Source organism: Bacillus bruguierae, from assembly GCF_037104725.1.
Lineage (GTDB): Bacteria > Bacillota > Bacilli > Bacillales > Bacillaceae_G > Bacillus_A > Bacillus_A bruguierae.
On sequence record NZ_JBAWSX010000001.1, the window covers coordinates 264,788 to 288,018 of the forward strand.

Genomic DNA, 23,231 nt, shown 5'->3' on the forward strand with positions numbered 1-23,231 from the left:
ATGTTAAGTTAATGGTAACGTTTTCATAAATATTCGGAGGTGCGGTATGCGCAAAACTAAAATTGTATGTACAATCGGTCCCGCTAGTGAAAGTATTGAGAAGTTAGAACAATTAATCGGAGCAGGTATGAACGTTTGTCGTTTAAACTTCTCTCATGGTAGTCATGAGGAGCATGGATTACGCATTAAAACGATCCGTGAGGCTGCAAAGAAAACAGGTAAAACGGTAGCAATCTTACTTGATACAAAAGGTCCGGAAATTCGTACACATGACTTTGTAGACGGACAAGCTGAACTAAAAACAGGTGCAGAAGTTGTTATTTCTACAGAGCAAGTGTTAGGAACTGCTGAAAAGTTCTCTGTAACTTATGCAGGACTTTATGACGATGTAGACTCAGGTTCTCGCATTCTAATTGATGACGGTCTTATTGAGTTAGAAGTAATTGAAAAAGCAAATGGCGATATCCGCACAAAAGTGTTAAACAGCGGTATGGTAAAAAATAAAAAAGGTGTAAACGTACCAAACGTAAGTATTAAGCTTCCTGGTATTACGGAAAAAGATATTCAAGATATCGTCTTCGGTATCGAGCAAGGCGTTGACTTTATTGCAGCTTCTTTCGTACGTAAAGCATCTGACGTATTAGAAATTCGTGAGCTATTAGAAGCACACGGCGCAGGATACATTCAAATTATTCCAAAAATCGAGAACCAAGAAGGTATCGATAATATCGACTCTATCTTAGAAGTTTCTGACGGTTTAATGGTAGCCCGCGGTGATATGGGGGTAGAAATTCCACCAGAAGAAGTACCGTTAGTACAAAAGCGTCTAATCAAAAAATGTAACGTATTAGGAAAGCCAGTTATCACTGCAACGCAAATGTTAGATTCTATGCAACGTAACCCTCGTCCGACACGCGCGGAAGCAAGTGACGTAGCAAACGCTATTTTCGATGGTACAGATGCAATCATGCTTTCTGGTGAAACAGCAGCAGGCTTATATCCAGTTGAAGCAGTGAAAATGATGGCGAATATTGCACTTCGTGTTGAAAAATCACTGCAATATGAAGATATGTTCCAAAAACGTCTTAAAGAGCAATCTTACTCAATCACAGATGCAATTAGTCAATCTGTTGCACATACAGCGCTTGCGCTTGATGTAGCGGCAATCGTAGCTCCTACAGAAAGTGGATATACTGCAAAAATGATTTCTAAATATCGTCCGAAATCTCCGATTGTAGCTGTAACATCTAATGAACAAGTATGTCGTCGTCTTGCGCTATCTTGGGGTGTACAAGCGTATATGGCAGAAGAAAAAGCAAAATCTACAGATGAAATGTTAGAAACAGCGATTCAAACAGCTATGGATGCAGAAATGATTGGTCTTGGTGATACAGTTGTAATCACTGCTGGTGTACCGCTTGCTGAAACTGGTACAACAAACTTAATGAAAATTCATGTTGTTGGCGAACAAATCGCTAAAGGACAAGGAATTGGTCGTAAAACGGCAAAAGGTAAAGTTGTTGTAGCTAAAACAGCTGAGGAAGCAATAGCAAACGTAACAGAAGGTTCAATTCTTGTTACAGTAAGCACTGATAAAGATATGATTCCTGCGATTGAAAAAGCAGCAGCACTTGTTGTAGAAGAAGGCGGATTAACAAGCCATGCAGCGGTTGTTGGTGTATCAATCGGCATTCCAGTTATCGTTGGTGTAACAACTGCAACTGCTACGCTAAAAAGCGGCCAAGAAGTAACAGTTGATGCGGCGCGTGGAATTGTATATAATGGACATGCGGAAGTGCTATAAGTAATAATATGTGGGGAAGGATGTAAATCCTTCTCTTTTTTTTACAAAATTTGAAAATAAGAAGATTTAGAAAAAGAGGTGAGAGGAATGAAAGTGTTTCTCTTCTTGTTTATTTTAATTCCAGCGTTAGAAATTACAATGTTAATCGGATCGAGTCAATGGATTGGGTTATGGCCGACATTTTGTGTTATTATGCTAACAAGTATAATTGGAGCATATATAGCAAAGCGACAAGGGTTAGCGGTATGGAGAGATATTCAATATCGGTTCAGTAGAGGTGAACTTCCAGGTGATGTTGTATTGGATGCGATTTGTATTTTTGCAGGTGGTATACTTCTAATGATACCTGGCTATATAACAGATTGTGTAGGAATAATTTTATTGATTCCAGCAGCGAGAAAACCAGTGAAATATATGATAATCAAATGGATGGAACGAAAAATAAGTCGAAACAATACAATTATTGTGCAAAAATAACGCTTGAGAGAGAAAAACTCTTCAAGCGTTATTTTTTGTCGAAAAAACAGATGAATATTTATTCATTTGTAGAAAAACGAAGAAAAATATAGTATTTTTATTCGTTTTTATAAATAAAAAAACAAGGAGGGGCTTCTCCTTGTTTTAGGTGATGTAGCTATTACCCTTTTATAAACTTCCAAAGATCTTTAAATACATTTGCTTTATGCAATGTATTTAATAAAACGAGTGTTACAGGACCAATAATTAATCCTAAAAAACCAAATAGTTTAAATCCGATAAATAAAGAAAATAATGTTGGCAGTGGATCAAGTCCAATGTTAGATGATAATACCTTTGGCTCCATTAATTGACGCTGCACGATGACAACGATATATAAAATAAGTAAACCAAGTGCGAAGGCGGTATCTCCTGTAAAGAATATATAAATAATCCATGGAACGAAAACAGCTCCTGTTCCTAAGTATGGAAGTAAATCCACAAATCCTGTAACAAGGGCGATTGTAATTGCGTACGGTACACGCAAAATTAATAGTCCAATTAGAACGATAATGGTCGTCATGGATATGAGTGTAAATTGTGCTTTCACAAATCCAAATAAAGCTTTTCGTAAATCCACAAAAATTGTTTTTCCATAACCGTGTAATCGATTAGGTAATAACTTTTCGATTTTACAGGCAAGGCGGTGCCAGTCAAAGCTAATAAAGAAAGTGGCTAACAAGACGAATACGAGAACAGTTAAGGTGGTTGGAAGAGCGCTAATGAAATTTGTTAATCCGCTTATAATGGCTGTCAAAATAGATTTCATTTGCTGTGTTGCTTCTGTACCGAGATTTTGAATGTTTGTTGTAATCGTGCTTTGTTGTGTTGCACCGAGATGCTTAAACTTAGAAATCAAATCGTTGTAGAGTGGCATAATATTGGTAAGTGCAAATTCCTGTAAATACTGAACTAGAGCCGGGAATTTTTCTGGTACGATTTGTAACAAATATGTTGTTGCGGAAATCGCTTCTGTTACAAGATACGTAACGAGCCCGACGATGGCGCCAAAAACAAGAACGAGGCTAATAAATACAGACAAAGCACGAGGGAATCGTAGTTTTTGATCGAGAAAGTTTACAACTGGATTGATTAAATATGCAATTGCAAAAGCGATAATAAATGGATAGACAAGACTTGATATATACAACAGCGCGTATACTCCTAGTATAGTTGCTGCAATAACAAAGAGAAGTCGAAGTGCTATGTAGAGTGAATTTCGACTCAAAGGTGTTTTCCCTCCTCTGTAAAAAATGTTAGGTATGAGCGAAGCTTGTGTAATGATTCGCTTGAAAATATACATCAAATAATGAGGTACTTCATGCCTCTTCTGTAAATGGTATGGTATGATGTAATATAGATTTTTTCTTTTTTATTTTACCTTTTTCTTATAAGAAAGAAAAGGAAAGTAATCACTTTTGGTATAAGTGGAAACGATTCTCTATTTGAAGAGCGAATTCCTCTTTTTATTTCAGAAAGGGGACATATTTGAGAGCTCTTCATTATTTTCAGAAAGGATGCGACATCATGATTAGTCAGTCGACTTTATTTTTATTCATACTTCTTGTCATTGGACTTATCGCGAAAAATCAATCTTTAACAGTAGCGGTTAGTGTTCTATTTTTACTAAAGTGGACGTTTTTAGGAGATAAAATTTTCCCTTATTTGCAAACGAAAGGAATTAACCTTGGGGTTACCGTTATAACAATTGCGGTCCTTGTCCCGATTGCAACAGGAGAAATTGGATTTAAGCAGCTTGTAGAGGCGACAAAATCTTATTATGCTTGGATTGCTCTCGCTTCAGGAATTGCTGTGGCGCTTATTGCCAAAGGCGGTGTACAACTTTTAGCACACGATCCGCACATTACAACTGCTCTTGTGTTTGGAACAATTCTTGCGGTAGCACTATTTAATGGAGTGGCGGTAGGACCGTTAATTGGAGCAGGAATTGCATACGCTGTGATGAACATTATACAGCTGTTTAAATAAAAAAATTTATTTTAATATAAAATTTTCGAATTCTTTCCATTCACAAAAGTCAGATAATTGTTTATAATGTATGTAAGGCACTTCTTCGAGTTACATAACAGCATAGACCTACACCAGATAAAATAAAAATAACATGAAATAATTTTGTTAATATTGTTTTATGCTGTTTTTATAGGAAAGCTCTCCGAAATTATATTTCCTCACTATGTGTCGTTTTAGGCGTGGGGGTTCGGGGAGAAGCTCACGCCCATGCTGCATAGTGTGGGACGATAGATAGATGTAAAAATGGTAATGATTGTGCCATTGTGTATTTCACTTGTTTAAGAGGTGAACGGGTGCTCATTCACTTTCTTGAACAGTGGAACACACATTTAATTGAGAAAAAGTATTAGGTTGGGGAGAAATTTCGAGGAAAAGGAGAGATTATAATGACTGTTATTCGAGGTTTAGAAGGGGTAGTAGCAACAACATCATCTGTAAGCTCTATTATTGATGATACATTAACTTATGTGGGATATAATATTGATGATTTAGCTGAAAATGCTACATTTGAAGAAGTTGTATATTTATTATGGCATCGCAAACTTCCAAATGAAGTAGAATTAGAGGAATTAAAAACACAGTTAGCCGAGCATGCGGCAGTGCCAAAAGATATTTTGGAATATTTACAACACACAAATTTAACTGTTGCGCATCCAATGTCAGTTTTACGTACAGCAATTTCCATGCTATCATTGTATGATGAAAGTGCTGAATTAATGGATGAGGCATCTAATTATTTGAAAGCGGTTAAATTACAGGCGCAAGTTGCAACTCTTGTTGCAGCATATGCGAGAATTCGCAAGGGGTTACCTGTTATCGAGCCTCGTAAAGATTTATCATTAGCTGCAAACTTTATATATATGTTAAATGATCGTGAGCCAAATGAAGTTGAAATTGAAGCGTTTGATAAAGCGCTTGTACTTCATGCGGATCATGAATTAAATGCATCTACTTTCACAGCACGTGTTTGTGTGGCTACACTTTCTGATGTATATTCCGGTATTACAGCAGCAATTGGTGCTTTAAAGGGACCACTTCATGGCGGAGCAAACGAAAACGTAATGAAGATGCTAATGGAAATTGGCGAAGAAGAAAATGTAGAATCATATATTCATAATGCACTTGACAATAAAGTGAAAATTATGGGCTTTGGTCATCGTGTATACCGCAATGGTGATCCACGTGCAAAACATTTACGTGAAATGTCTAAGCGATTATGCGTGCTAACAGGACAAGAGAAGTGGTATAATATGTCTATTAAAATTGAAGAGCTTGTAACTTCAGCAAAACATCTTCCACCAAATGTAGATTTTTATTCTGCATCTGTGTACCACTGCTTAGGAATTGATCATGATCTATTTACACCAATCTTTGCAGTCAGCCGTATGTCTGGTTGGTTAGCTCATATTCTAGAACAATATGAAAATAACCGCCTAATCCGTCCGCGTGCAGACTATACTGGTCCGATTAACCAACGCTATGTACCAATCGGACAAAGAATATAATGCGCTTTCATTAATCTGACTTTTTCGCAAAGATATAATGATTGAAATATTTAGACTTGAATTATGATTTGAACTGAGGGATTTATCCCTCAGTTTCATATATATGAAATTTCAAACATGGGGGTAATCACATTGACTACAGGAGAAAAAATTACCGTAACGAATGGTGTTATGAATGTACCTAACAATCCAATCATTCCTTTTATTGAAGGAGACGGAATTGGACCAGATATTTGGGCAGCAGCATCTCGTGTGTTAGAAGCAGCTGTTGAAAAAGCATATAATGGCGAGAAGAAAATTGTTTGGAAAGAAGTGCTTGCAGGGGAAAAAGCATTTAATCAAACAGGTGAGTGGTTACCAGAAGAAACGTTAGAATTGATTCGCGAATATTTAATCGCAATTAAAGGACCGTTAACAACTCCTGTTGGTGGCGGAATTCGTTCTTTAAACGTAGCACTTCGTCAAGAATTAGACTTATACGTATGTTTACGTCCTGTTCGCTATTTTGATGGGGTTCCTTCTCCTATTAAGCGTCCGGAAGATACTGATATGGTGATTTTCCGTGAAAATACAGAGGATATCTACGCTGGTATTGAATATGCGCAAGGTTCTGAAGAGGTTCAAAAGCTTCTTGCATTTTTACAAAATGAAATGGGTGTAAAGAAAATCCGTTTCCCAGAAACTTCTGGACTTGGTATTAAACCAATTTCTGAAGAAGGTACAAAGCGTCTTGTTCGCGCTGCGATTCAATATGCAATTAATGAAAAACGTTCTTCTGTTACATTAGTTCATAAAGGTAACATTATGAAATTTACAGAAGGAGCTTTCAAGAACTGGGGTTATGAAGTAGCAGAACAAGAATTTGGCGACAAAGTATTCACTTGGGCTGAATATGATCGCATTGTTGAGAAAGAAGGAAAAGATGCTGCGAATAAAGCGATGGCAGATGCAGAAGCGGTTGGAAAAATCATCGTAAAAGATTCAATTGCAGATATTTTCTTACAACAAATCTTAACACGTCCACGCGAGTTCGACGTTGTAGCAACAATGAACTTAAATGGCGATTATATTTCTGATGCACTTGCAGCACAAGTTGGAGGCATCGGTATTGCACCGGGTGCTAACATTAACTATGTTACTGGGCATGCTATTTTTGAAGCGACACATGGTACAGCTCCAAAATATGCAGGTTTAGATAAAGTAAATCCATCTTCAGTTCTTCTTTCAGGAGTATTGATGTTAGAACATTTAGGATGGAATGAAGCAGCGAATTTAATTACTAATTCTGTAGAAAAAACGATTGCTTCAAAAGTGGTAACATATGACTTCGCACGCCTTATGGAAGGTGCAACTGAAGTGAAATGTTCCGAATTTGCTGATGCCCTTATTAACAATATGGACGCAGCAATTATTAAAAACGCATAATTCAAAGTGGGGGAGAAATTATGACAATCAAACGCAAAAAAGTTTCAGTCATCGGTGCAGGATTTACAGGGGCAACAGCAGCATTCTTATTAGCACAAAAAGAATTAGCAGACGTTGTATTAGTGGACATTCCGCAACTTGAAAATCCAACAAAAGGGAAAGCGTTAGATATGTTAGAAGCAAGCCCTGTACAAGGTTTCGATGCTAATATTATTGGCACATCTGATTACGCAGATACAGCTGATTCTGACGTAGTAATTATTACAGCAGGTATCGCTCGTAAGCCAGGGATGAGCCGTGATGATTTAGTAGCAACAAACTCTAAAATTATGAAAAGTGTAACGCAGGAAATTGCGAAATATTCTCCGAATACAATTATTATTGTATTAACAAATCCAGTTGATGCAATGACATATTCTGTATTTAAAGAAGCTGGATTCCCGAAAGAGCGCGTTATCGGTCAATCTGGTGTATTAGATACAGCTCGTTTCCGTACATTTATTGCACAAGAATTAAATCTATCTGTGAAAGATATTACAGGATTTGTTCTTGGTGGACACGGTGATGAGATGGTGCCGCTTGTTCGTTATTCTTATGCAGGTGGTATTCCGCTTGAAACATTAATTCCGAAAGAACGCCTAGATGCGATTGTTGAACGCACTCGCAAAGGTGGCGGTGAAATTGTAAATCTATTAGGAAACGGTAGTGCATACTATGCACCAGCTGCTTCTTTAGTAGAGATGGCTGAGGCGATCTTAAAAGACCAACGCCGCGTTTTACCGGCTATTGCATACCTTGAAGGTGAATATGGCTATAGCGATCTTTACTTAGGTGTTCCAGTTATCCTTGGTGGTAACGGAATCGAAAAGATTATTGAATTAGATCTTCTTCCGGAAGAAAAAGAAGGATTAGATCGTTCTGTAGAATCTATACGCAGTGTAATGAAAGTTCTTGCATAAAAAAGAAGGAAAAAGATTCGGGGTTCCCGAATCTTTTTCCACTATTAGAAGGATGTTTTTGTAAAATAATTTGAAAGCGTTAACAAAGAGGTATCCTACAATATAACACGTAGACTTGTAGCGAATGTTCTCTCGTCTTTATAAAGATTCGTATAATATATCACTTCGAGTAGGATAATGAAAATATCGATCGGAGGGATTGTATCATGTTAAAGAAAAGAAGCAAATTAGGTCGTAAAATGGATGAAATTACATTAGGGGAAAAGTTATCCGTTACAGAGAAAATAGAAGACAAAGATTTGTTATTATATTTAGGATTAACGAATGATTCGAATCCGTTATATATTCAGCATGATTACGCATCCCAAACTCCGTATGAAAAACCAATTGTACCAACTATTATGTTAACGGGGATTGTTACAACTGCAGTTACAAAGTACTTACCTGGTCCAGGAAGTCACGTTGTAAGACAAGAACTCGAATTTGTAAAGCCTGTATATCACTACACAACGCTCCAAATTCATTTTGAAGTTGTTTCCGTTTACCCAGAAGATCATTTCATTGAAATGCAAATGGTTGCGTACAATGAACAGGAAGAAGAAGTAATAAAAGGGTTACTAACAGTAGCACCGCCGCATCATTTAACGACGATATTTGAAAGATCACTGGATAATTTTTAATGAAAGAAGCTGTCCTAAAAATAGTGCTTTTGGGACAGCTTTCGTTTTTTACCCACGCGGCCATAACATAATAAATACGCCGATGATACAAGCGGAGGCCCCAGCCCAGTCGAATAAGTCGGGAGTTTTCTTATCAATCCACCAGCCCCACAGCAAACTCATGACAATAAACACGCCGCCGTAAGCTGCATACACTCTTCCGAAACTTGAGAATACTTGAAACGTAGCGATAACACCATATAAAAATAAAATAACTGCTCCGATGAGTCCAATTCCAATAGAACCGCCTTCGCGCAGCCATTTCCAAATAAGGTAACCGCCGCTAATTTCAGCTAAGCCTGCAAGAAAAAAGATAATAAATGCTTTTAACATAAAAGCTCCTTTCTATTCTATATAAATCCAAATTAAAAAAGAAATAAAACCATTCTTTTTCGGAGGACGAGAGCATCTGGCTATGCGTAGAAACGGTCAGTGCCCTTTCCTGCCACATGCAAGGTAAAACAAAGAGAGAAAGCAAGTGAGGGCTCTTCTGCATGGCCGCAATCTATATATCGAAAAAGGATCAAGATTACTCCACTAGATGCTCTTTACTCTTGAAAAGAAGAGTAGTTTATCCCGCTATTTATGGTCTGTCGCCCCAATATAAGCTAAGAATATCATCATCAATATATAACCAATAAATATAAGTAGAATATCGTTACCAGTTTTAGACTTACGGTATCTAAATACCCCTTTCTGGAAACAAAGCCTACACTGCTTAACAATATAGGAAAATGTATTTTATCGTTTTCTTGTATAAGGGTAGCATAAAGTGAAACAGCAGTCAGTAGGAGACTGCTTGTAAAGTAGGAAATAAAGTCACATTTTTCAAAGCACAATTGTATTGAGAGGGATTTTGTTTTCTAGTATGATGGAAATATCGGGGAAGGGTATTAGGATGAGGAAGGTTTAGAACCTATAACTTGGAGGAATAGAATGAGCAATCGAATTTTGGTCGTAGACGATGAGGAGTTTATTTTAACTTTAATCGAATTTAATCTGCAGCAAGCAGGGTTTGAGGTTATAACAGCGATGGATGGGGAAACAGCGCTGCATAAGGCACAGACAGAGCGTCCTGATCTCATTATATTAGATTTAATGCTTCCAAAGATGGATGGCATGGAAGTTTGTAAAGAACTGCGTCTAGGGCGGATAATGACTCCTATTTTAATGTTAACTGCAAAAGACGATGAATTTGATAAAGTATTAGGGCTTGAGCTTGGAGCAGATGATTACATGACAAAGCCGTTTAGTCCAAGAGAAGTAGTTGCGCGTGTAAAAGCTATTTTGCGCCGTACGAAAATTCATGATGAACAAGCTCCGGAAGCAGAAGATGAAAATAGTATTATACTTGCTGGGTTGAAAATTTTACCAGATTTTTATGAAGCATACTTTAAAGGAGATAAGTTAGAACTTACGCCAAAAGAGTTTGAATTACTCGTATATTTAGCGAAACATAAAGGCCGCGTGTTAACTCGCGATCAGCTGCTAAGTGCAGTGTGGAATTATGACTTTGCTGGTGATACACGTATTGTTGATGTTCATATTAGTCACTTGCGAGATAAAATCGAAAAAAACACAAAAAAACCAACTTATATTAAAACAATCCGCGGATTAGGTTATAAATTGGAGGAGCCAAAAGGAGATGAATAAATTTCGCTCAAGGCTTCTCCTTACGTTTATTTCTCTCATTGTACTTATTGTTGTAGGAACAGGGATGTTGATTGAAAAAGTATTTGAAGGATTTTATGTTGATCATGTCCATGAGAGAATCGAGAAAGAAACAAAATATATTGCTTCTGTCGTTGAGGTGGAAGGAATTGATCATGTTCTAAAGGATCCAAATGTATTTTCGAAATTAGAAGAGCACTTCAGTTTATACGTAACGTTTCTAGATGAACAAAAACAAGTTCAATATGATACTGTAAAAGAGCAGACTGTGTTACATAAAGAAGTGATAGAAGAACTTCTTTATGAAGCAAGAAAACAACCGCATACAGTGGTGATGAAGGAAACAAAGGATAAATACCCTTATTATTATGCGACTTTTATTCAAGATGCACAGGGGAAGAAAGGGTATCTCATTATTAACGCTTCTATGGAATCTTTGAAAACTGTACATCCCAAAATGTGGGGCTTGTTAATTGTTGGCTTTATTAGTTCTTGTCTCGTTGTTATATTTCTTGGGATGAAAATTACAGCACAATATATTCGGCCGATTGAGTCTGTTACAAAAGTAGCTATTGAATTGGCAAAAGGGAACTATAAAGCGCGTGCTTATGAAAAACATTCAGATGAAACGGGAATGCTTAGTAAGGCGATGAACATTTTAGCACGTAATTTACAAGAGATGACATTAGAGCAAGAAATGCAGCAAGATCGGTTGCATACACTTATTGAAAATATGGGGAGCGGCATGATTTTAATTGATAGCCGTGGTTATATTAGTCTTGTTAACCGCTCTTATAAAGAGATTTTCCATGTAACAGATGAAGAGTATTTGCATCGGTTATATTATCAGGCATTTATACATAAAGAAATTGTCGAACTCGTGGAAGAAATTTTTATGACAGAGGTTAAAGTGCGAAAGCAAATGTTGTTGCCTCTTGAAATTGAAAGAAAACATTTTGAAGTGTACGGTGCTCCTATTATTGGAACGAACCATGAATGGAAAGGAATTGTCCTTGTTTTCCATGATATTACAGAGCTTAAGAAGCTTGAGCAAATGCGTAAAGATTTCTTGGCAAATGTTTCGCATGAACTGAAAACACCAATTACTTCTATTAAAGGATTTTCAGAAACATTACTTGACGGAGCGATGGAAAACCAGCAGTTTCGAGAGCACTTCTTACATATTATTTTGAAAGAAAGCGACCGAATGCAAGCGTTAATTGAAGACTTACTTGATTTATCGAAAATTGAGCAACAAGGGTTTCAATTAAATATGGGTGTTGTCGATTTAAAAGAGCTGCTAGAAGAAGTTGGTATGATACTAAATAATAAAGCAACAGATAAAGACATTCGTTTGCATGTTGATGTGAATGATCATATTTCTGTCATAGGAGATGCAGTGCGGTTAAAACAAGTTTTTATTAACTTGATGAATAACGCAATTCTATATACGCCGGCCGGAGGAGCTGTTTCTGTTACGTTTTCTCATGATAGCCAAAACGTATATATAAAGGTGTCAGATACAGGTATTGGAATAGAAAAAGGGCAGATTCCTCGTATTTTTGAACGTTTTTACCGTGTTGATAAAGCGCGCAGTCGTAATACGGGTGGTACAGGACTTGGATTATCTATTGTGAAACATTTAGTTGAAGCACATCATGGGATGATTACTGTAGAAAGTAAGATTGGGGTTGGAACGACATTTATTGTTACTCTTCAAAAGTATACGAAATAGATGTTTACATTATATTAACAATAGCTTCATTTTATATTAATAAAGGTCTGTTACTATAATACATGAAAACCCCTTCATCCAAGGAGTAGTTTGGGACGAGGATAAGGAAGCTTATTCTCGTCACTTCCCTTTTGCATGACAAAATAGTTTTTAATTATTATGTTGAATATAGTTATAAAGAAAGCCATTGTTTTTCTTCTCTCTTTCAGTCGTGGTAATATAGAGAGAAGAAAAACAACGGCTTTTTCTATTGTATTGAGAAATCGTTTTAATTTTTTACGGGGAGGTTGTTCCATTTGGAAAAGAAAGTTGTTTTAGTTGATGGAAATAATATTGCGTATCGCGCGTTCTTTGCATTGCCGCTTTTAAATAACGATAAAGGTATACATACAAATGCCATTTATGGTTTTACGATGATGTTAATGAGAATTTTAGAAGAAGAAAAACCAACGCATATGCTCGTTGCTTTTGATGCGGGGAAAACGACGTTTCGTCATAAAACATTTAGTGAATATAAAGGCGGCCGCCAAAAAACGCCACCAGAATTATCAGAGCAGTTTCCATTCATTCGTGAATTGTTAGATGCGTTTCATGTGCCTCGCTACGAATTAGAGAACTACGAAGCGGATGACATTATGGGAACATTGGCGAAAGAAGCGAGTGAGCAAGGGATTGAAGTAAAAGTGATTTCAGGAGATAAAGATTTGCTTCAACTTGTTTCAGACAATACGCGCGTTTGTATTCCGCGTAAAGGAATTACAGAAGTAGATGAGTATACGAAAGAAACGTTATTTGAAAAATACAGCTTATCACCAAAGCAAATTATTGATATGAAAGGACTAATGGGAGATCAATCAGATAATATCCCAGGTGTCCCTGGTGTTGGCGAGAAGACAGCTATTAAATTGTTAACACAATTTGAAACAGTAGAGGCTGTATATGAAAACTTAGACAAAGTGAGCGGTAAGAAATTAAAAGAGAAGCTTGAAGAAAATAAAGAACAAGCATTGATGAGTAAAGAGTTAGCGACAATTATTACCGATGCACCAGTTACAATTCATTTAGAAGATATTGCTTTTAACGGATATGAACATAGCGATGTAATTCCGGTGTTCGAGAACTTAGGGTTCCATTCTCTCTTAACGAAGCTCGGCGCACCGGTTGTAGAAACACCTGCAGCTGAGCTTGATGATATTTCATTTGAAATTGTAGAAGAAGTAACGGAAGAAATGTTGCAGCAGGATAGTGCAATCATTGTAGAAGTGCAAGAGGATAATTATCACGGAGCGGATATTCAAGGGTTTGGTATTCAAAACGAAAATGGATGTTACTTTGTCAAGGCTGATATTGCTCTTTCATCAGAAGCTTTTACGAACTGGTTAGCAAATCCAGAGATGAAGAAGTATACATTTGACGCAAAGCGTGCAATTGTTTCGTTAAAGTGGAAAGGCTATGAAATAAAGGGAATTGACTTTGATTTATTAATTGCAGCTTACTTACTTGATCCAGCGGAGACAGATAAAGATTTCCGTGCTGTTGCGAAAATGAAAGATATGCATGCTGTGCAATCAGATGAAGAAGTGTATGGAAAAGGTGCAAAACGTGCTGTACCAGAGCAGACGGTTGTCGCGGAACACGTAGCACGAAAAGTACATGTGTTATATGATGTACAGCAATCGTTTATTGAAGAGTTGAAAAATAATGAGCAGTACGAATTATTTACTGAGCTGGAAATGCCGCTTTGCCGTGTATTAGCAGATATGGAATGTAAGGGCGTTGCAGTTGATGCAAATCGTCTCCGCACGATGGGGGATGAATTGGCTACGCAGCTAAAGAAAATGGAAGAAGAAATTTATGAGCTGGCAGGAACAGAATTTAATATTAACTCACCGAAGCAGCTTGGTGTCATCTTATTTGAAACTTTAAACTTACCGGTTATTAAGAAGACAAAAACAGGTTATTCTACATCGGCTGATGTTTTAGAAAAATTAATGGAACATCATGAAATTATTCCGAAAATCTTGCATTATCGTCAGTTAGGGAAATTAAATTCTACGTACATCGAAGGATTATTAAAAGTTGTGTATACAGAGTCGTCTAAAATTCATACGCGCTTTAACCAAGTGTTAACACAAACAGGTCGTTTAAGCTCAACGGAACCTAACTTACAAAACATTCCGATTCGTTTAGAGGAAGGAAGAAAAATACGTCAAGCGTTTATTCCGTCAGAAAAAGATTGGGTCATGTTTGCAGCAGATTATTCTCAAATCGAATTACGTGTATTAGCCCATATTTCGAAAGATCACGGTTTAATTGAAGCATTCCAACATGATATGGATATTCACACAAAAACAGCGATGGATGTGTTTGGCGTTGAAAAGGATGATGTAACGTCTAATATGAGACGTCAAGCGAAAGCGGTAAACTTCGGGATTGTATATGGAATTAGTGACTACGGTTTATCGCAAAACCTAGGTATTACGCGAAAAGCAGCAGCAGATTTCATTCAAAAGTATTTAGAGAGTTTTCCAGGAGTCAAAGAGTACATGAGTGATATTGTGCAAGAGGCGAAACAAAAAGGCTATGTATCTACATTGCTAAATCGCCGTCGTTACATCCCAGAAATTACGAGTCGTAATTTTAATGTGCGTGGCTTTGCAGAGCGGACTGCAATGAATACACCTATTCAAGGAAGTGCTGCTGATATTATCAAAAAAGCAATGATTATTATGGCGGATCGATTAGAAGAAGAAGGATTACAAGCACGTCTTCTACTGCAAGTGCACGATGAACTTATTTTTGAAGTGCCGCAAGAAGAGGTAGAAAAGTTAGAGAAACTTGTACCTGAAGTGATGGAGCATGCGATTGAGCTTTCCGTTCCATTAAAGGTTGATTATTCATACGGTCCAACGTGGTATGACGCAAAGTAAGGAAGTGATAGTATGCCAGAATTACCAGAGGTTGAAAATGTAAGGCGAACGCTAGAAGGGCTCGTCAAAGGAAAGACAATTGAAGAAGTGATTGTAACATATCCAAATTTAGTGAAAGAACCAGATGACGCTGAACTTTTCAAAGAGATGCTGCGCGGCGAAACAATCGAAGAGGTCAAACGCCGCGGCAAGTTTCTTCTTATATATGTAACCCGTTACGTTATTGTGTCTCATTTACGAATGGAAGGGAAATATATGCTTCACGATAGTGAGGATACAGTGGATAAGCATACACATGTCCGTTTTCGTTTTACAGATGGTACAGAACTTCGTTACAAAGATGTACGGAAATTTGGTACGATGCATCTGTTTGAAAAAGGTACAGAGTTTATAGTTATGCCGCTTGCGGATTTAGGGCCGGAACCTTTTTCAACTGAGTTAACACCTATGTATTTACAAGAAAAATTACAAAAAACTGCTCGGAAAGTAAAGGTTGCCTTACTGGATCAACGTATTTTAGTGGGTCTTGGTAATATATATGTAGATGAAGTATTATTTCGTTCACGTATTCACCCAGAGCGAGAAGCGTCTTCTTTAACACAAGAAGAATTTGAAACGTTGTACAAAGAAATCGTCGCAACGTTATCGGAAGCAGTAGAGCGTGGTGGAAGTACGATTCGTACGTATGTGAATTCACAAGGAAAGGTTGGTTCATTTCAAGAGCGGCTTTATGTATACGGAAGAAAAGGCGAGCCATGTGAAACGTGCGGCACTTTGCTTGAAAAAACAGTTGTTGGCGGGCGTGGTACACATTATTGTCCGGCTTGTCAGCCGAAAAGTTAAACAAACGAAACAGCGGTAAACAGATTTATAGACAGCAATATCATTTTATTTTTCACAATAACATCGGATAGGCTTTTGTCATATATATAAGCAAAGCTATGTATAGGGAAGGAGCTTATCGATGTATCATTATTTTTCTCTTATTTTATTAGCTTTTACGTTAAGTTTGGATAGCTGTAGTGTAGGGCTTACGTACGGGCTTCGGAATGTTCGGATTCCACTGAAATCAATTGTTGTAATCGGGGTTTGTTCAGCCGTTGTGATGATACTCTCAATGGGAATCGGGCATATGATTGCTCAAATTTTTTCACCGGTGCTGGCGAAAAGAATTGGAGGATTCGTTCTGGTAGCAATCGGTGCATGGGTGTTGTATCAATTTTTTCAAAGTGATAAAAAAGAGGATGCGCTGCAAGAAGAAAAAGTATGGAACTTAGAAATTGCGTCTCTCGGTCTTGTCATTCAAATTTTACGAAAACCAACTGTTGCTGATTTTGATAAGTCTGGAACCATTTCTGGAATAGAAGCGCTTCTTCTTGGTGTGGCACTTTCATTAGATTCATTTGGAGCTGGGATTGGGGCATCTTTACTTGGATATTCTCCATTACTGATGGCAGGATTAGTTGCGGTAATGAGCTCGCTATTTTTGTTCAGTGGAATGAAAGTAGGGACAGTATTATCAAATATGCGATGGCTACAAAAATTCACGTTTTTACCAGGTGTATTACTTATTATTATTGGAATTTGGAAAATGTAAGAGACGTGAAACGATTGTTTCACGTCTTTTATTATAAGGGGGATTATGATGACAGTTGTAATTGGATTAACGGGCGGCATTGCCAGTGGAAAAAGTACAGTATCAAAAATGTTTCAAGGTTTTCACATTCCAGTCATTGATGCAGATATTATTGCAAGGGAAGTTGTGGAGCCTGGTAAGGAAGCGTATAACGAAATTGTAAAAGCATTTGGAAAAGAAGTGCTTGGGGACAATGAAGAGTTAAATCGTCCGAAACTTGGTAGCATTGTATTCCACAATGAAGAAAAACGGTTGCTGTTAAATGGTATTGTGCATCCCGCTGTACGAAACGAAATGAATGCACAAAAGGATAGATACATAAGAGAAAATGCGCAAGCGATTGTGCTCGATATTCCGCTTTTATTCGAGAGTAAATTAACAAGTATTGTAGATCAAATTTTACTCGTTTATGTGGACAATGAAACGCAAATTACAAGGCTAATGGAACGTAACAATTTTACACAAGAAGAGGCGAAAGCACGAATTGCTGCCCAAATGCCGCTACAAGAGAAAATAGTATTAGCAGATAAAGTGATTAATAATAATGGCACAATAGAAGAAACGAAAGCGCAATTAAGTAGCATTTTAAAGGAATGGAATATTATTAAATAAAAAATTTTGAAAATGATGAAATTGTTTAGTGACATATCCTCTTTTTGTGTTATACTATTATTGGGATTTGAGATAAATAGTATAACGCAATCAAGGGGGATAACATATTATGATTCGTGTGGCAATTAATGGGTTTGGACGTATTGGGAGAATGGTGTTTCGTCAGGCAGTAAAAGAAAGCGCATTCGAAATTGTAGCAATTAATGCGAGCTACCCATCTGAAACGTTAGCACATTTAATTAAATATGATACAGTTCACGGTAAATTTGATGGTACAGTAGAAGCGTTTGAAGATCATCTATTAGTAGATGGTAAAATGATTCGCCTTTTAAACAACCGCGATCCAAAAGAATTGCCTTGGAAAGAATTGGGAGTAGACGTTGTGATTGAAGCAACAGGTAAGTTTAACTCCAAAGAAAAAGCAAGTCTTCACGTAGAAGCTGGTGCGAAAAACGTTATTTTAACTGCGCCAGGAAAAGATGAAGATGTAACAATTGTTGTTGGTGTAAACGACGAACAACTTGATATTACAAAACATATCGTTATTTCAAATGCATCTTGCACAACAAACTGTTTAGCACCTGTTGTAAAGGTGTTAGATGAGCAGTTTGGAATTGAAAACGGTTTAATGACAACAGTTCATGCATACACAAATGACCAAAAAAATATTGATAATCCACATAAAGATTTACGCAGAGCACGTGCATGCGGCCAATCTATCATTCCAACAACGACAGGTGCTGCGAAAGCGTTAGCAAAAGTTCTTCCGCATTTAAATGGAAAACTTCATGGTATGGCACTTCGCGTTCCGACACCAAATGTATCTCTTGTTGACTTAGTTGTAGATGTAAAACGCGATGTAACAGTGGAAGAGATTAATGAAGCATTTATGAATGTTGCGAGCGGTGCATTAAAAGGAATTGTCGCATTTAGCGATGAGCCGCTTGTTTCTATAGATTTTAATACAAATACGCATTCTGCAATCATTGATGGTTTATCTACAATGGTAATGGGTGAGCGAAAAGTAAAAGTACTTGCTTGGTACGATAACGAATGGGGTTATTCTCGTCGTGTTGTAGACCTTGTAAAGCTTGTTGTAGATCAATTTGCGAAACAAGAAAACGTACAACATATTTAATAGATGAGAAAAGGGCAGGCGTTAGCCTGTCTTTTTTTCTTTTTGTAATAGAAAAAAATTACATATATTTTCTATGTAAATCACCTAGAATAGCTATGAATACTGTGATTTTGAATCTTTTCCTTTTTTTTAGAAAAGTAAAAGGGAAAGTGTCGTTGGGAAAATAAAAAAACTGTTGTTGCAAAATGAAAATAAACAAAGTATACTAACATTCGTAAACTTAAGAGCTGAGGTGGTAGTCACTACTTAAAGGGTTAGGACCTCTCTGGACTAACTTTCCCCCGTGGTAGTGGAGCAAGCCAAATTGCAAATTAGTTTTCAATTCGAACAGTTAAATTAAATTAACAAGGGGGAACTGTAGAATGGATACTATGGACACTATGGGTCGTCACGTAATCGCGGAACTTTGGGATTGCGATTTCGACAAGCTTAATGATATGCCTTATATTGAAAAATTATTTGTGGATGCAGCACTTCGAGCAGGCGCTGAAGTACGTGAGGTTGCTTTCCATAAGTTTGCACCACAAGGTGTAAGTGGAGTTGTAATTATTTCTGAATCTCACTTAACAATTCACAGTTTTCCGGAGCATGGTTATGCAAGTATTGATGTATATACTTGTGGTGATCGCATTGATCCAAATGTTGCTGCGGAGTATATCGCTGAAGGATTAGGAGCAAAGACGAGAGAAAGTATTGAACTTCCTCGCGGTACAGGTAGCTTCGAAATTAAGCAAAGAGAGACAAAAGCTCTTTAAAAAAGAAGATAATTGATTTAAAATGTAAAGAGGTGTATAATACACCTCTTTTTAGTTTATCCCGCATTAACGGGCAGTAAGACCCCCGCCTCAAGATTCAGAGAGAAGTGAAGGAGATAGGTGAGGGATAACTGCCCGTAAAAGCCCGATTGGTTCAACTAACCATCCGAGGGGGATGAAGAAAACCCCCTCGGATGGAAGTTTCACTTTATATTGTATTACTTATATATCTATTATATAAGAAGGAATTTGTTTATACATAAGTGTATTTGATCAAGTGCTTATAATATAGAAGAGAAAATTCTTGTTTAAAATGTTTTAGTTTTGTTAAGATAAAATTAAATTGTAAAGGAGTGAACGGATTGCGTTGTCCATCCTGTTTTCACAATGGTACGAGAGTATTGGATTCACGTCCGGTTGACGAAGGACGATCCATTCGCAGAAGAAGAGAGTGCGAAAGTTGTCTCAATCGCTTTACAACATTTGAACGTGTCGAAGAGCCGCCGCTCATTGTTGTAAAAAAAGAAGGGACGCGAGAAGAATTTAACAAAGAGAAAATTTTGCGTGGTTTAATTAAAGCGTGTGAAAAGCGACCTGTAACGTTGAAACAATTAGAGGAAATCACGCAACATGTAGAACGGGAATTGCGTAACTTAGGAATGTCAGAAGTAAAAAGCGATATGATTGGTGAAATGGTCATGGAAGCGCTTCGTGATATTGATGATGTTGCATATGTGCGTTTTGCATCTGTTTATCGACAATTTAAAGATTTGAACGTATTTATTGAAGAGCTGAAAGATATTCTTCAAAAAGAACGAAAATAAAAGAGCTAGAAGCGTAAGCTATTAGCTCTTTTTTCACTAATATATAAATACAAATTGAAAAAACGACATAAAACCTCTTTCTTTTAGAGGAGGACGAGAGCATCTGGCCGTGCATAGAAGCGGTTAGGTCCTTTTCCTGCCACATGCGAGGTTTACAAACAAATGGAGCAAGCAAGTAGCGGGCATGTTGTATTCTGCATAGCCGCGATTTATATGTTGAAAAATCAAAATAGATTTATCCCGCTATTCGCGGGTAGTTAGGCCTCCACCTCGAGATTCAAAGAGAAACGAAGAAGATAAGTGGAACTAACCATGAAAACGAATGACAGAAAGGATTTGCAAGGATGGAAAGACAGTCATGGATGGAGCTGTTGCCAATTGACCGTTACAAAGTAAGTGCAAGAGGGCTGCTCAGCAATTATGATCGTAAAGTGCTGACAATGTTATATCAACCGCTAATTGGCAGTAAAGCTTTTAGTCTATATATGACATTGTGGGGCGAGTTAGAGCAGGACCGTTTATTTGGAAAAGAAAATACACATCATTCTATTATGGTAACAATGCAAATGCAGCTCCCGGATATTTATGAAGAACGTATAAAGTTAGAGGCGATTGGACTTTTAAATGTGTATGTGAAAAAAGAAAAAGATATTCGCATGTTTATTTATGAGTTACAGCCACCACTTATGCCAAAACAATTTTTTGATGATATTGTATTAAGTATTTTTTTATATAACCGCTTAAGTAAGGCGAAATATAATCAAGTGAAGCAATATTTCTTAGAAGAAGAATTTGATTTTGCTTCTTATGAAAATGCAACACGATCCTTTAATGATGTGTTTGGTTCTTTTAATCCAGGTCAAGTGGAGCATGCCAAGGAAGAACTGCTTATACCAAACGCGACTGTGATGCCGAGCAGAGCTGAGGGGAATGCACCTCAAATTTGGAATGATTTCTTTGATTTTTCATTATTTGTAGAAGGATTATCAGCGCTTGTGCCGCGTAAAGCAATCACGGATCAGATGCGTGAATGTGTGATAATATTAGCTTACGTATATGGTATTGATCCGTTATCCATGCAAAATATTGTTCTTGGTGCTGTTACGGAGCATAATACAATTGATATGGAACGATTGCGAAAAGGTGCGCGTGATTGGTACCAATTTGAGAATGGACAGGCACTTCCTATATTGAGTGAGCGGACGCAGCCGTTGCATGCTCGGACGATGAAGGAGAAAGAACCGACAACACAAGAAGAGATGCTCATTAAACAGCTAGAAGAAATTTCACCAAGAGAGTTATTAAAAGAAATTTCGGGCGGGGCTGAGCCGACGAAGGCTGATTTGCAAATTATTGAAGATGTTATGTTGCATCAGAAGCTAACGCCAGGTGTTGTAAATGTACTTATTTATTATGTAATGCTTCGTTCTGATATGAAGTTAGCGAAATCGTATGTAGAGAAAATTGCCGGACACTGGGCTCGTAAAAAAATTACAACAGTAACGGAAGCGATGGGGCTTGCGAAAGAGGAAAATCGTCAATATCAAGAATGGGCGGAAACAAAGAAAAAAGGGAAGACGACGAAGAAAACGGTTCGTAAAGAACTTGTACCAGATTGGTTAAAGGAACAAACAGAAGATAGCGAGCCATCCCATCGCAGTGAAGAGCAGGGGAATTTAGAAGAAGAGCGTAAAAAGTTAGAGGAACAGCTGAAAAAATATAAGCGAAACTAATAGAGGCGAGCTCCCTTTGAGGTGAAGAAATGGAACCAATTCAAAATACATTTGCGAAGTTAATGCAAAATGAAAATTTTAAGAATAGATATGAAGTATTAAAAGAAGAGGTAATGGCGCATCCACGTGTGAAATCGTTTATAGAAGAACATAAAGGCGAAGTAACAACGTCGATGGTTGAACGTAGCCTTGTGAAGTTATATGAGTACATTGGACAAAGCGTTGGATGTAAAGATTGTCCGAACTTAGAGTCATGCAAAAACATGATTCAAGGATACGAACCAAAGCTTATTATTCAAGGGAAGATGATTGATATTCAATACGATTGCTGCGTGAGAAAAGTGGCTTATGATGAACGAAAGAAACAAGAAAAACTCATTCAGAGCATTTATATGCCAAAAGATATTCTGCAGGCGTCTATGTCTTCTCTTGATTTGTCAGATGGAGAGCGGTTTGAGGCAATTCGAGCTGCAAATGAATTTTTAAGTGAGTACGAGCAAGGGAAAAAGGTGCAAGCTTTATATTTTTATGGTCCGTTTGGTGTTGGGAAAACATTTATTTTAGGAGCGATTGCAAATGAACTAGCGCAGCGTAAAATTAGCTCCATGATCGTATATTTGCCGGAATTTTTACGAGAAATTAAAAGCTCATTGCAAAATAATACGATTAGTGAAAAAATTGATGCCGTCAAACATGTGCCAGTACTCATGTTAGATGATATTGGAGCGGAAGCGATGTCGAGCTTTGTGCGTGATGATGTACTTGGAGCGATTTTACAATTCCGTATGCTTGAGAACTTACCGACGTTTTTCACATCTAACTTTGATTTTAAACAGCTCGAGCATCATTTAACGTATACACAGCGCGGAGAAGCAGAAGAAATGAAAGCAGCTCGCATTATGGAGCGTATTAAATATTTAGCAAAGCCGATTTCTATTGGCGGAAAAAACCGTAGGTATACGTAAAGAGCAAGCAGTGAGTTTGCTCTTTTTTTTATTATCCCGCTATTCGCGTGCAGTAAGACCCTCACCTCAAGATTGAGAGAAAAACGCTGTCCGGCTCCAGTGGCTAGAATGTTCGGTGGCTTCGCTTCTTCCTATGAGGCAAAAAACACCTCTACGTCAGAAGCTCCATCCCCCTCACATTCTGGGCGAGCCACTTCCGCTTTTCTAAAGAAGATAGGGGGGATAACTGCTGGCATTTGCCCGATTGGACGGGCTTTCCATCAGTGGGGATGA

The 23,231-nt window shown here is 37.5% G+C and carries 20 protein-coding genes; 18 read left to right on the forward strand and 2 right to left on the reverse strand.

What is annotated here, in order from left to right:
• Nucleotides 1-46 precede the first annotated feature (46 nt).
• On the forward strand, nt 47-1,804 hold the full coding sequence (gene pyk, locus WAZ07_RS01315; protein WP_336471016.1) for a pyruvate kinase: 1,758 nt from the start codon (nt 47-49) through the stop codon (nt 1,802-1,804).
• A gap of 87 nt (nt 1,805-1,891) precedes the next feature.
• On the forward strand, nt 1,892-2,281 hold the full coding sequence (locus WAZ07_RS01320; RefSeq protein WP_336471017.1) for an FxsA family protein: 390 nt from the start codon (nt 1,892-1,894) through the stop codon (nt 2,279-2,281).
• Nucleotides 2,282-2,441: 160 nt separating this feature from the next.
• On the opposite strand, the gene ytvI is transcribed toward WAZ07_RS01320, so the two are convergent.
• Nucleotides 2,442-3,548, reverse strand: a complete 1,107-nt coding sequence (ytvI, locus tag WAZ07_RS01325; RefSeq protein ID WP_090916388.1) for a sporulation integral membrane protein YtvI — start codon at nt 3,546-3,548, stop codon at nt 2,442-2,444.
• 299 nt (nt 3,549-3,847) lie between these two features.
• On the opposite strand from ytvI, the gene WAZ07_RS01330 reads away from it, so the two are divergent.
• From WAZ07_RS01330 to WAZ07_RS01350, 5 genes are all read left to right on the forward strand, one after another.
• The gene (locus WAZ07_RS01330; protein WP_090916390.1) at nt 3,848-4,309 is read left to right on the forward strand and encodes a DUF441 domain-containing protein; all 462 of its coding nucleotides are present in this window, start codon (nt 3,848-3,850) and stop codon (nt 4,307-4,309) included.
• Nucleotides 4,310-4,737: 428 nt separating this feature from the next.
• Nucleotides 4,738-5,856: a citrate synthase gene (gene citZ / locus WAZ07_RS01335; protein WP_336471018.1), complete on the forward strand. Its 1,119-nt coding sequence runs from the start codon at nt 4,738-4,740 to the stop codon at nt 5,854-5,856.
• 132 nt (nt 5,857-5,988) lie between these two features.
• Nucleotides 5,989-7,281: an NADP-dependent isocitrate dehydrogenase gene (icd, locus tag WAZ07_RS01340; protein ID WP_336471019.1), complete on the forward strand. Its 1,293-nt coding sequence runs from the start codon at nt 5,989-5,991 to the stop codon at nt 7,279-7,281.
• 20 nt (nt 7,282-7,301) lie between these two features.
• Complete coding sequence (mdh, locus tag WAZ07_RS01345) at nt 7,302-8,240, forward strand: malate dehydrogenase (RefSeq protein WP_336471020.1); 939 nt, start codon at nt 7,302-7,304, stop codon at nt 8,238-8,240.
• 206 nt (nt 8,241-8,446) lie between these two features.
• A complete protein-coding gene (locus WAZ07_RS01350; RefSeq protein ID WP_090916398.1) occupies nt 8,447-8,920 on the forward strand; it encodes a MaoC family dehydratase in 474 nt (157 codons plus the stop codon).
• A gap of 48 nt (nt 8,921-8,968) precedes the next feature.
• On the opposite strand, the gene WAZ07_RS01355 is transcribed toward WAZ07_RS01350, so the two are convergent.
• Nucleotides 8,969-9,292 (reverse strand): YnfA family protein, encoded by a 324-nt coding sequence (locus WAZ07_RS01355; RefSeq protein WP_336471021.1) that lies wholly within the window; start codon nt 9,290-9,292, stop codon nt 8,969-8,971.
• Between the two features lie 603 nt (nt 9,293-9,895).
• Between WAZ07_RS01355 and WAZ07_RS01360 the strand changes: the two genes are divergently transcribed.
• The 11 genes from WAZ07_RS01360 to dnaI all read left to right on the forward strand — a co-directional run bounded on the left by WAZ07_RS01360 (nt 9,896) and on the right by dnaI (nt 22,958).
• Nucleotides 9,896-10,612 carry a response regulator transcription factor gene (locus tag WAZ07_RS01360; protein ID WP_090916402.1) on the forward strand — a complete coding sequence of 239 codons (717 nt, stop codon included), beginning with the start codon at nt 9,896-9,898 and terminating at the stop codon, nt 10,610-10,612.
• On the forward strand, nt 10,605-12,365 hold the full coding sequence (gene pnpS / locus WAZ07_RS01365; RefSeq protein ID WP_336471022.1) for a two-component system histidine kinase PnpS: 1,761 nt from the start codon (nt 10,605-10,607) through the stop codon (nt 12,363-12,365). Before WAZ07_RS01360 ends, pnpS begins: the two co-directional genes overlap by 8 nt.
• A gap of 296 nt (nt 12,366-12,661) precedes the next feature.
• On the forward strand, nt 12,662-15,295 hold the full coding sequence (polA, locus tag WAZ07_RS01370) for a DNA polymerase I (protein ID WP_336471023.1): 2,634 nt from the start codon (nt 12,662-12,664) through the stop codon (nt 15,293-15,295).
• 12 nt (nt 15,296-15,307) lie between these two features.
• On the forward strand, nt 15,308-16,138 hold the full coding sequence (gene mutM, locus WAZ07_RS01375; RefSeq protein WP_336471024.1) for a DNA-formamidopyrimidine glycosylase: 831 nt from the start codon (nt 15,308-15,310) through the stop codon (nt 16,136-16,138).
• A 121-nt stretch (nt 16,139-16,259) separates the two neighbouring features.
• Nucleotides 16,260-16,892: a sporulation membrane protein YtaF gene (gene ytaF, locus WAZ07_RS01380; RefSeq protein ID WP_336471025.1), complete on the forward strand. Its 633-nt coding sequence runs from the start codon at nt 16,260-16,262 to the stop codon at nt 16,890-16,892.
• A gap of 48 nt (nt 16,893-16,940) precedes the next feature.
• Nucleotides 16,941-17,543: a dephospho-CoA kinase gene (gene coaE / locus WAZ07_RS01385; RefSeq protein WP_336471407.1), complete on the forward strand. Its 603-nt coding sequence runs from the start codon at nt 16,941-16,943 to the stop codon at nt 17,541-17,543.
• A gap of 109 nt (nt 17,544-17,652) precedes the next feature.
• Nucleotides 17,653-18,681, forward strand: a complete 1,029-nt coding sequence (locus WAZ07_RS01390) for a glyceraldehyde-3-phosphate dehydrogenase (RefSeq protein ID WP_336471026.1) — start codon at nt 17,653-17,655, stop codon at nt 18,679-18,681.
• A gap of 371 nt (nt 18,682-19,052) precedes the next feature.
• Nucleotides 19,053-19,436: an adenosylmethionine decarboxylase gene (gene speD, locus WAZ07_RS01395; protein ID WP_170857660.1), complete on the forward strand. Its 384-nt coding sequence runs from the start codon at nt 19,053-19,055 to the stop codon at nt 19,434-19,436.
• 362 nt (nt 19,437-19,798) lie between these two features.
• Entirely contained in the window at nt 19,799-20,260 is a 462-nt protein-coding gene (gene nrdR, locus WAZ07_RS01400; protein WP_090916416.1) for a transcriptional regulator NrdR, read from the forward strand.
• Nucleotides 20,261-20,604: 344 nt separating this feature from the next.
• Nucleotides 20,605-21,993, forward strand: coding sequence for a replication initiation and membrane attachment family protein (locus tag WAZ07_RS01405; protein WP_336471027.1), 1,389 nt, complete (start codon nt 20,605-20,607; stop codon nt 21,991-21,993).
• A 29-nt stretch (nt 21,994-22,022) separates the two neighbouring features.
• Nucleotides 22,023-22,958 (forward strand): primosomal protein DnaI, encoded by a 936-nt coding sequence (gene dnaI, locus WAZ07_RS01410; RefSeq protein WP_090916419.1) that lies wholly within the window; start codon nt 22,023-22,025, stop codon nt 22,956-22,958.
• Nucleotides 22,959-23,231: the final 273 nt, after the last annotated feature.

Excerpts from the sequence above, each read along its gene's own strand:
- pyk (WP_336471016.1), top strand. The coding sequence starts at position 47 with ATGCGCAAAACTAAAATTGTATGTACAATCGGTCCCGCTAGTGAAAGT.
- WAZ07_RS01320 (WP_336471017.1), top strand. The coding sequence starts at position 1,892 with ATGAAAGTGTTTCTCTTCTTGTTTATTTTAATTCCAGCGTTAGAAATT.
- WAZ07_RS01330 (WP_090916390.1), top strand. The coding sequence starts at position 3,848 with ATGATTAGTCAGTCGACTTTATTTTTATTCATACTTCTTGTCATTGGA.
- citZ (WP_336471018.1), top strand. The coding sequence starts at position 4,738 with ATGACTGTTATTCGAGGTTTAGAAGGGGTAGTAGCAACAACATCATCT.
- mdh (WP_336471020.1), top strand. The coding sequence starts at position 7,302 with ATGACAATCAAACGCAAAAAAGTTTCAGTCATCGGTGCAGGATTTACA.
- WAZ07_RS01350 (WP_090916398.1), top strand. The coding sequence starts at position 8,447 with ATGTTAAAGAAAAGAAGCAAATTAGGTCGTAAAATGGATGAAATTACA.
- WAZ07_RS01355 (WP_336471021.1), bottom strand. The coding sequence starts at position 9,292 with ATGTTAAAAGCATTTATTATCTTTTTTCTTGCAGGCTTAGCTGAAATT.
- WAZ07_RS01360 (WP_090916402.1), top strand. The coding sequence starts at position 9,896 with ATGAGCAATCGAATTTTGGTCGTAGACGATGAGGAGTTTATTTTAACT.
- pnpS (WP_336471022.1), top strand. The coding sequence starts at position 10,605 with ATGAATAAATTTCGCTCAAGGCTTCTCCTTACGTTTATTTCTCTCATT.
- mutM (WP_336471024.1), top strand. The coding sequence starts at position 15,308 with ATGCCAGAATTACCAGAGGTTGAAAATGTAAGGCGAACGCTAGAAGGG.
- ytaF (WP_336471025.1), top strand. The coding sequence starts at position 16,260 with ATGTATCATTATTTTTCTCTTATTTTATTAGCTTTTACGTTAAGTTTG.
- coaE (WP_336471407.1), top strand. The coding sequence starts at position 16,941 with ATGACAGTTGTAATTGGATTAACGGGCGGCATTGCCAGTGGAAAAAGT.
- WAZ07_RS01390 (WP_336471026.1), top strand. The coding sequence starts at position 17,653 with ATGATTCGTGTGGCAATTAATGGGTTTGGACGTATTGGGAGAATGGTG.
- speD (WP_170857660.1), top strand. The coding sequence starts at position 19,053 with ATGGACACTATGGGTCGTCACGTAATCGCGGAACTTTGGGATTGCGAT.
- WAZ07_RS01405 (WP_336471027.1), top strand. The coding sequence starts at position 20,605 with ATGGAAAGACAGTCATGGATGGAGCTGTTGCCAATTGACCGTTACAAA.
- dnaI (WP_090916419.1), top strand. The coding sequence starts at position 22,023 with ATGGAACCAATTCAAAATACATTTGCGAAGTTAATGCAAAATGAAAAT.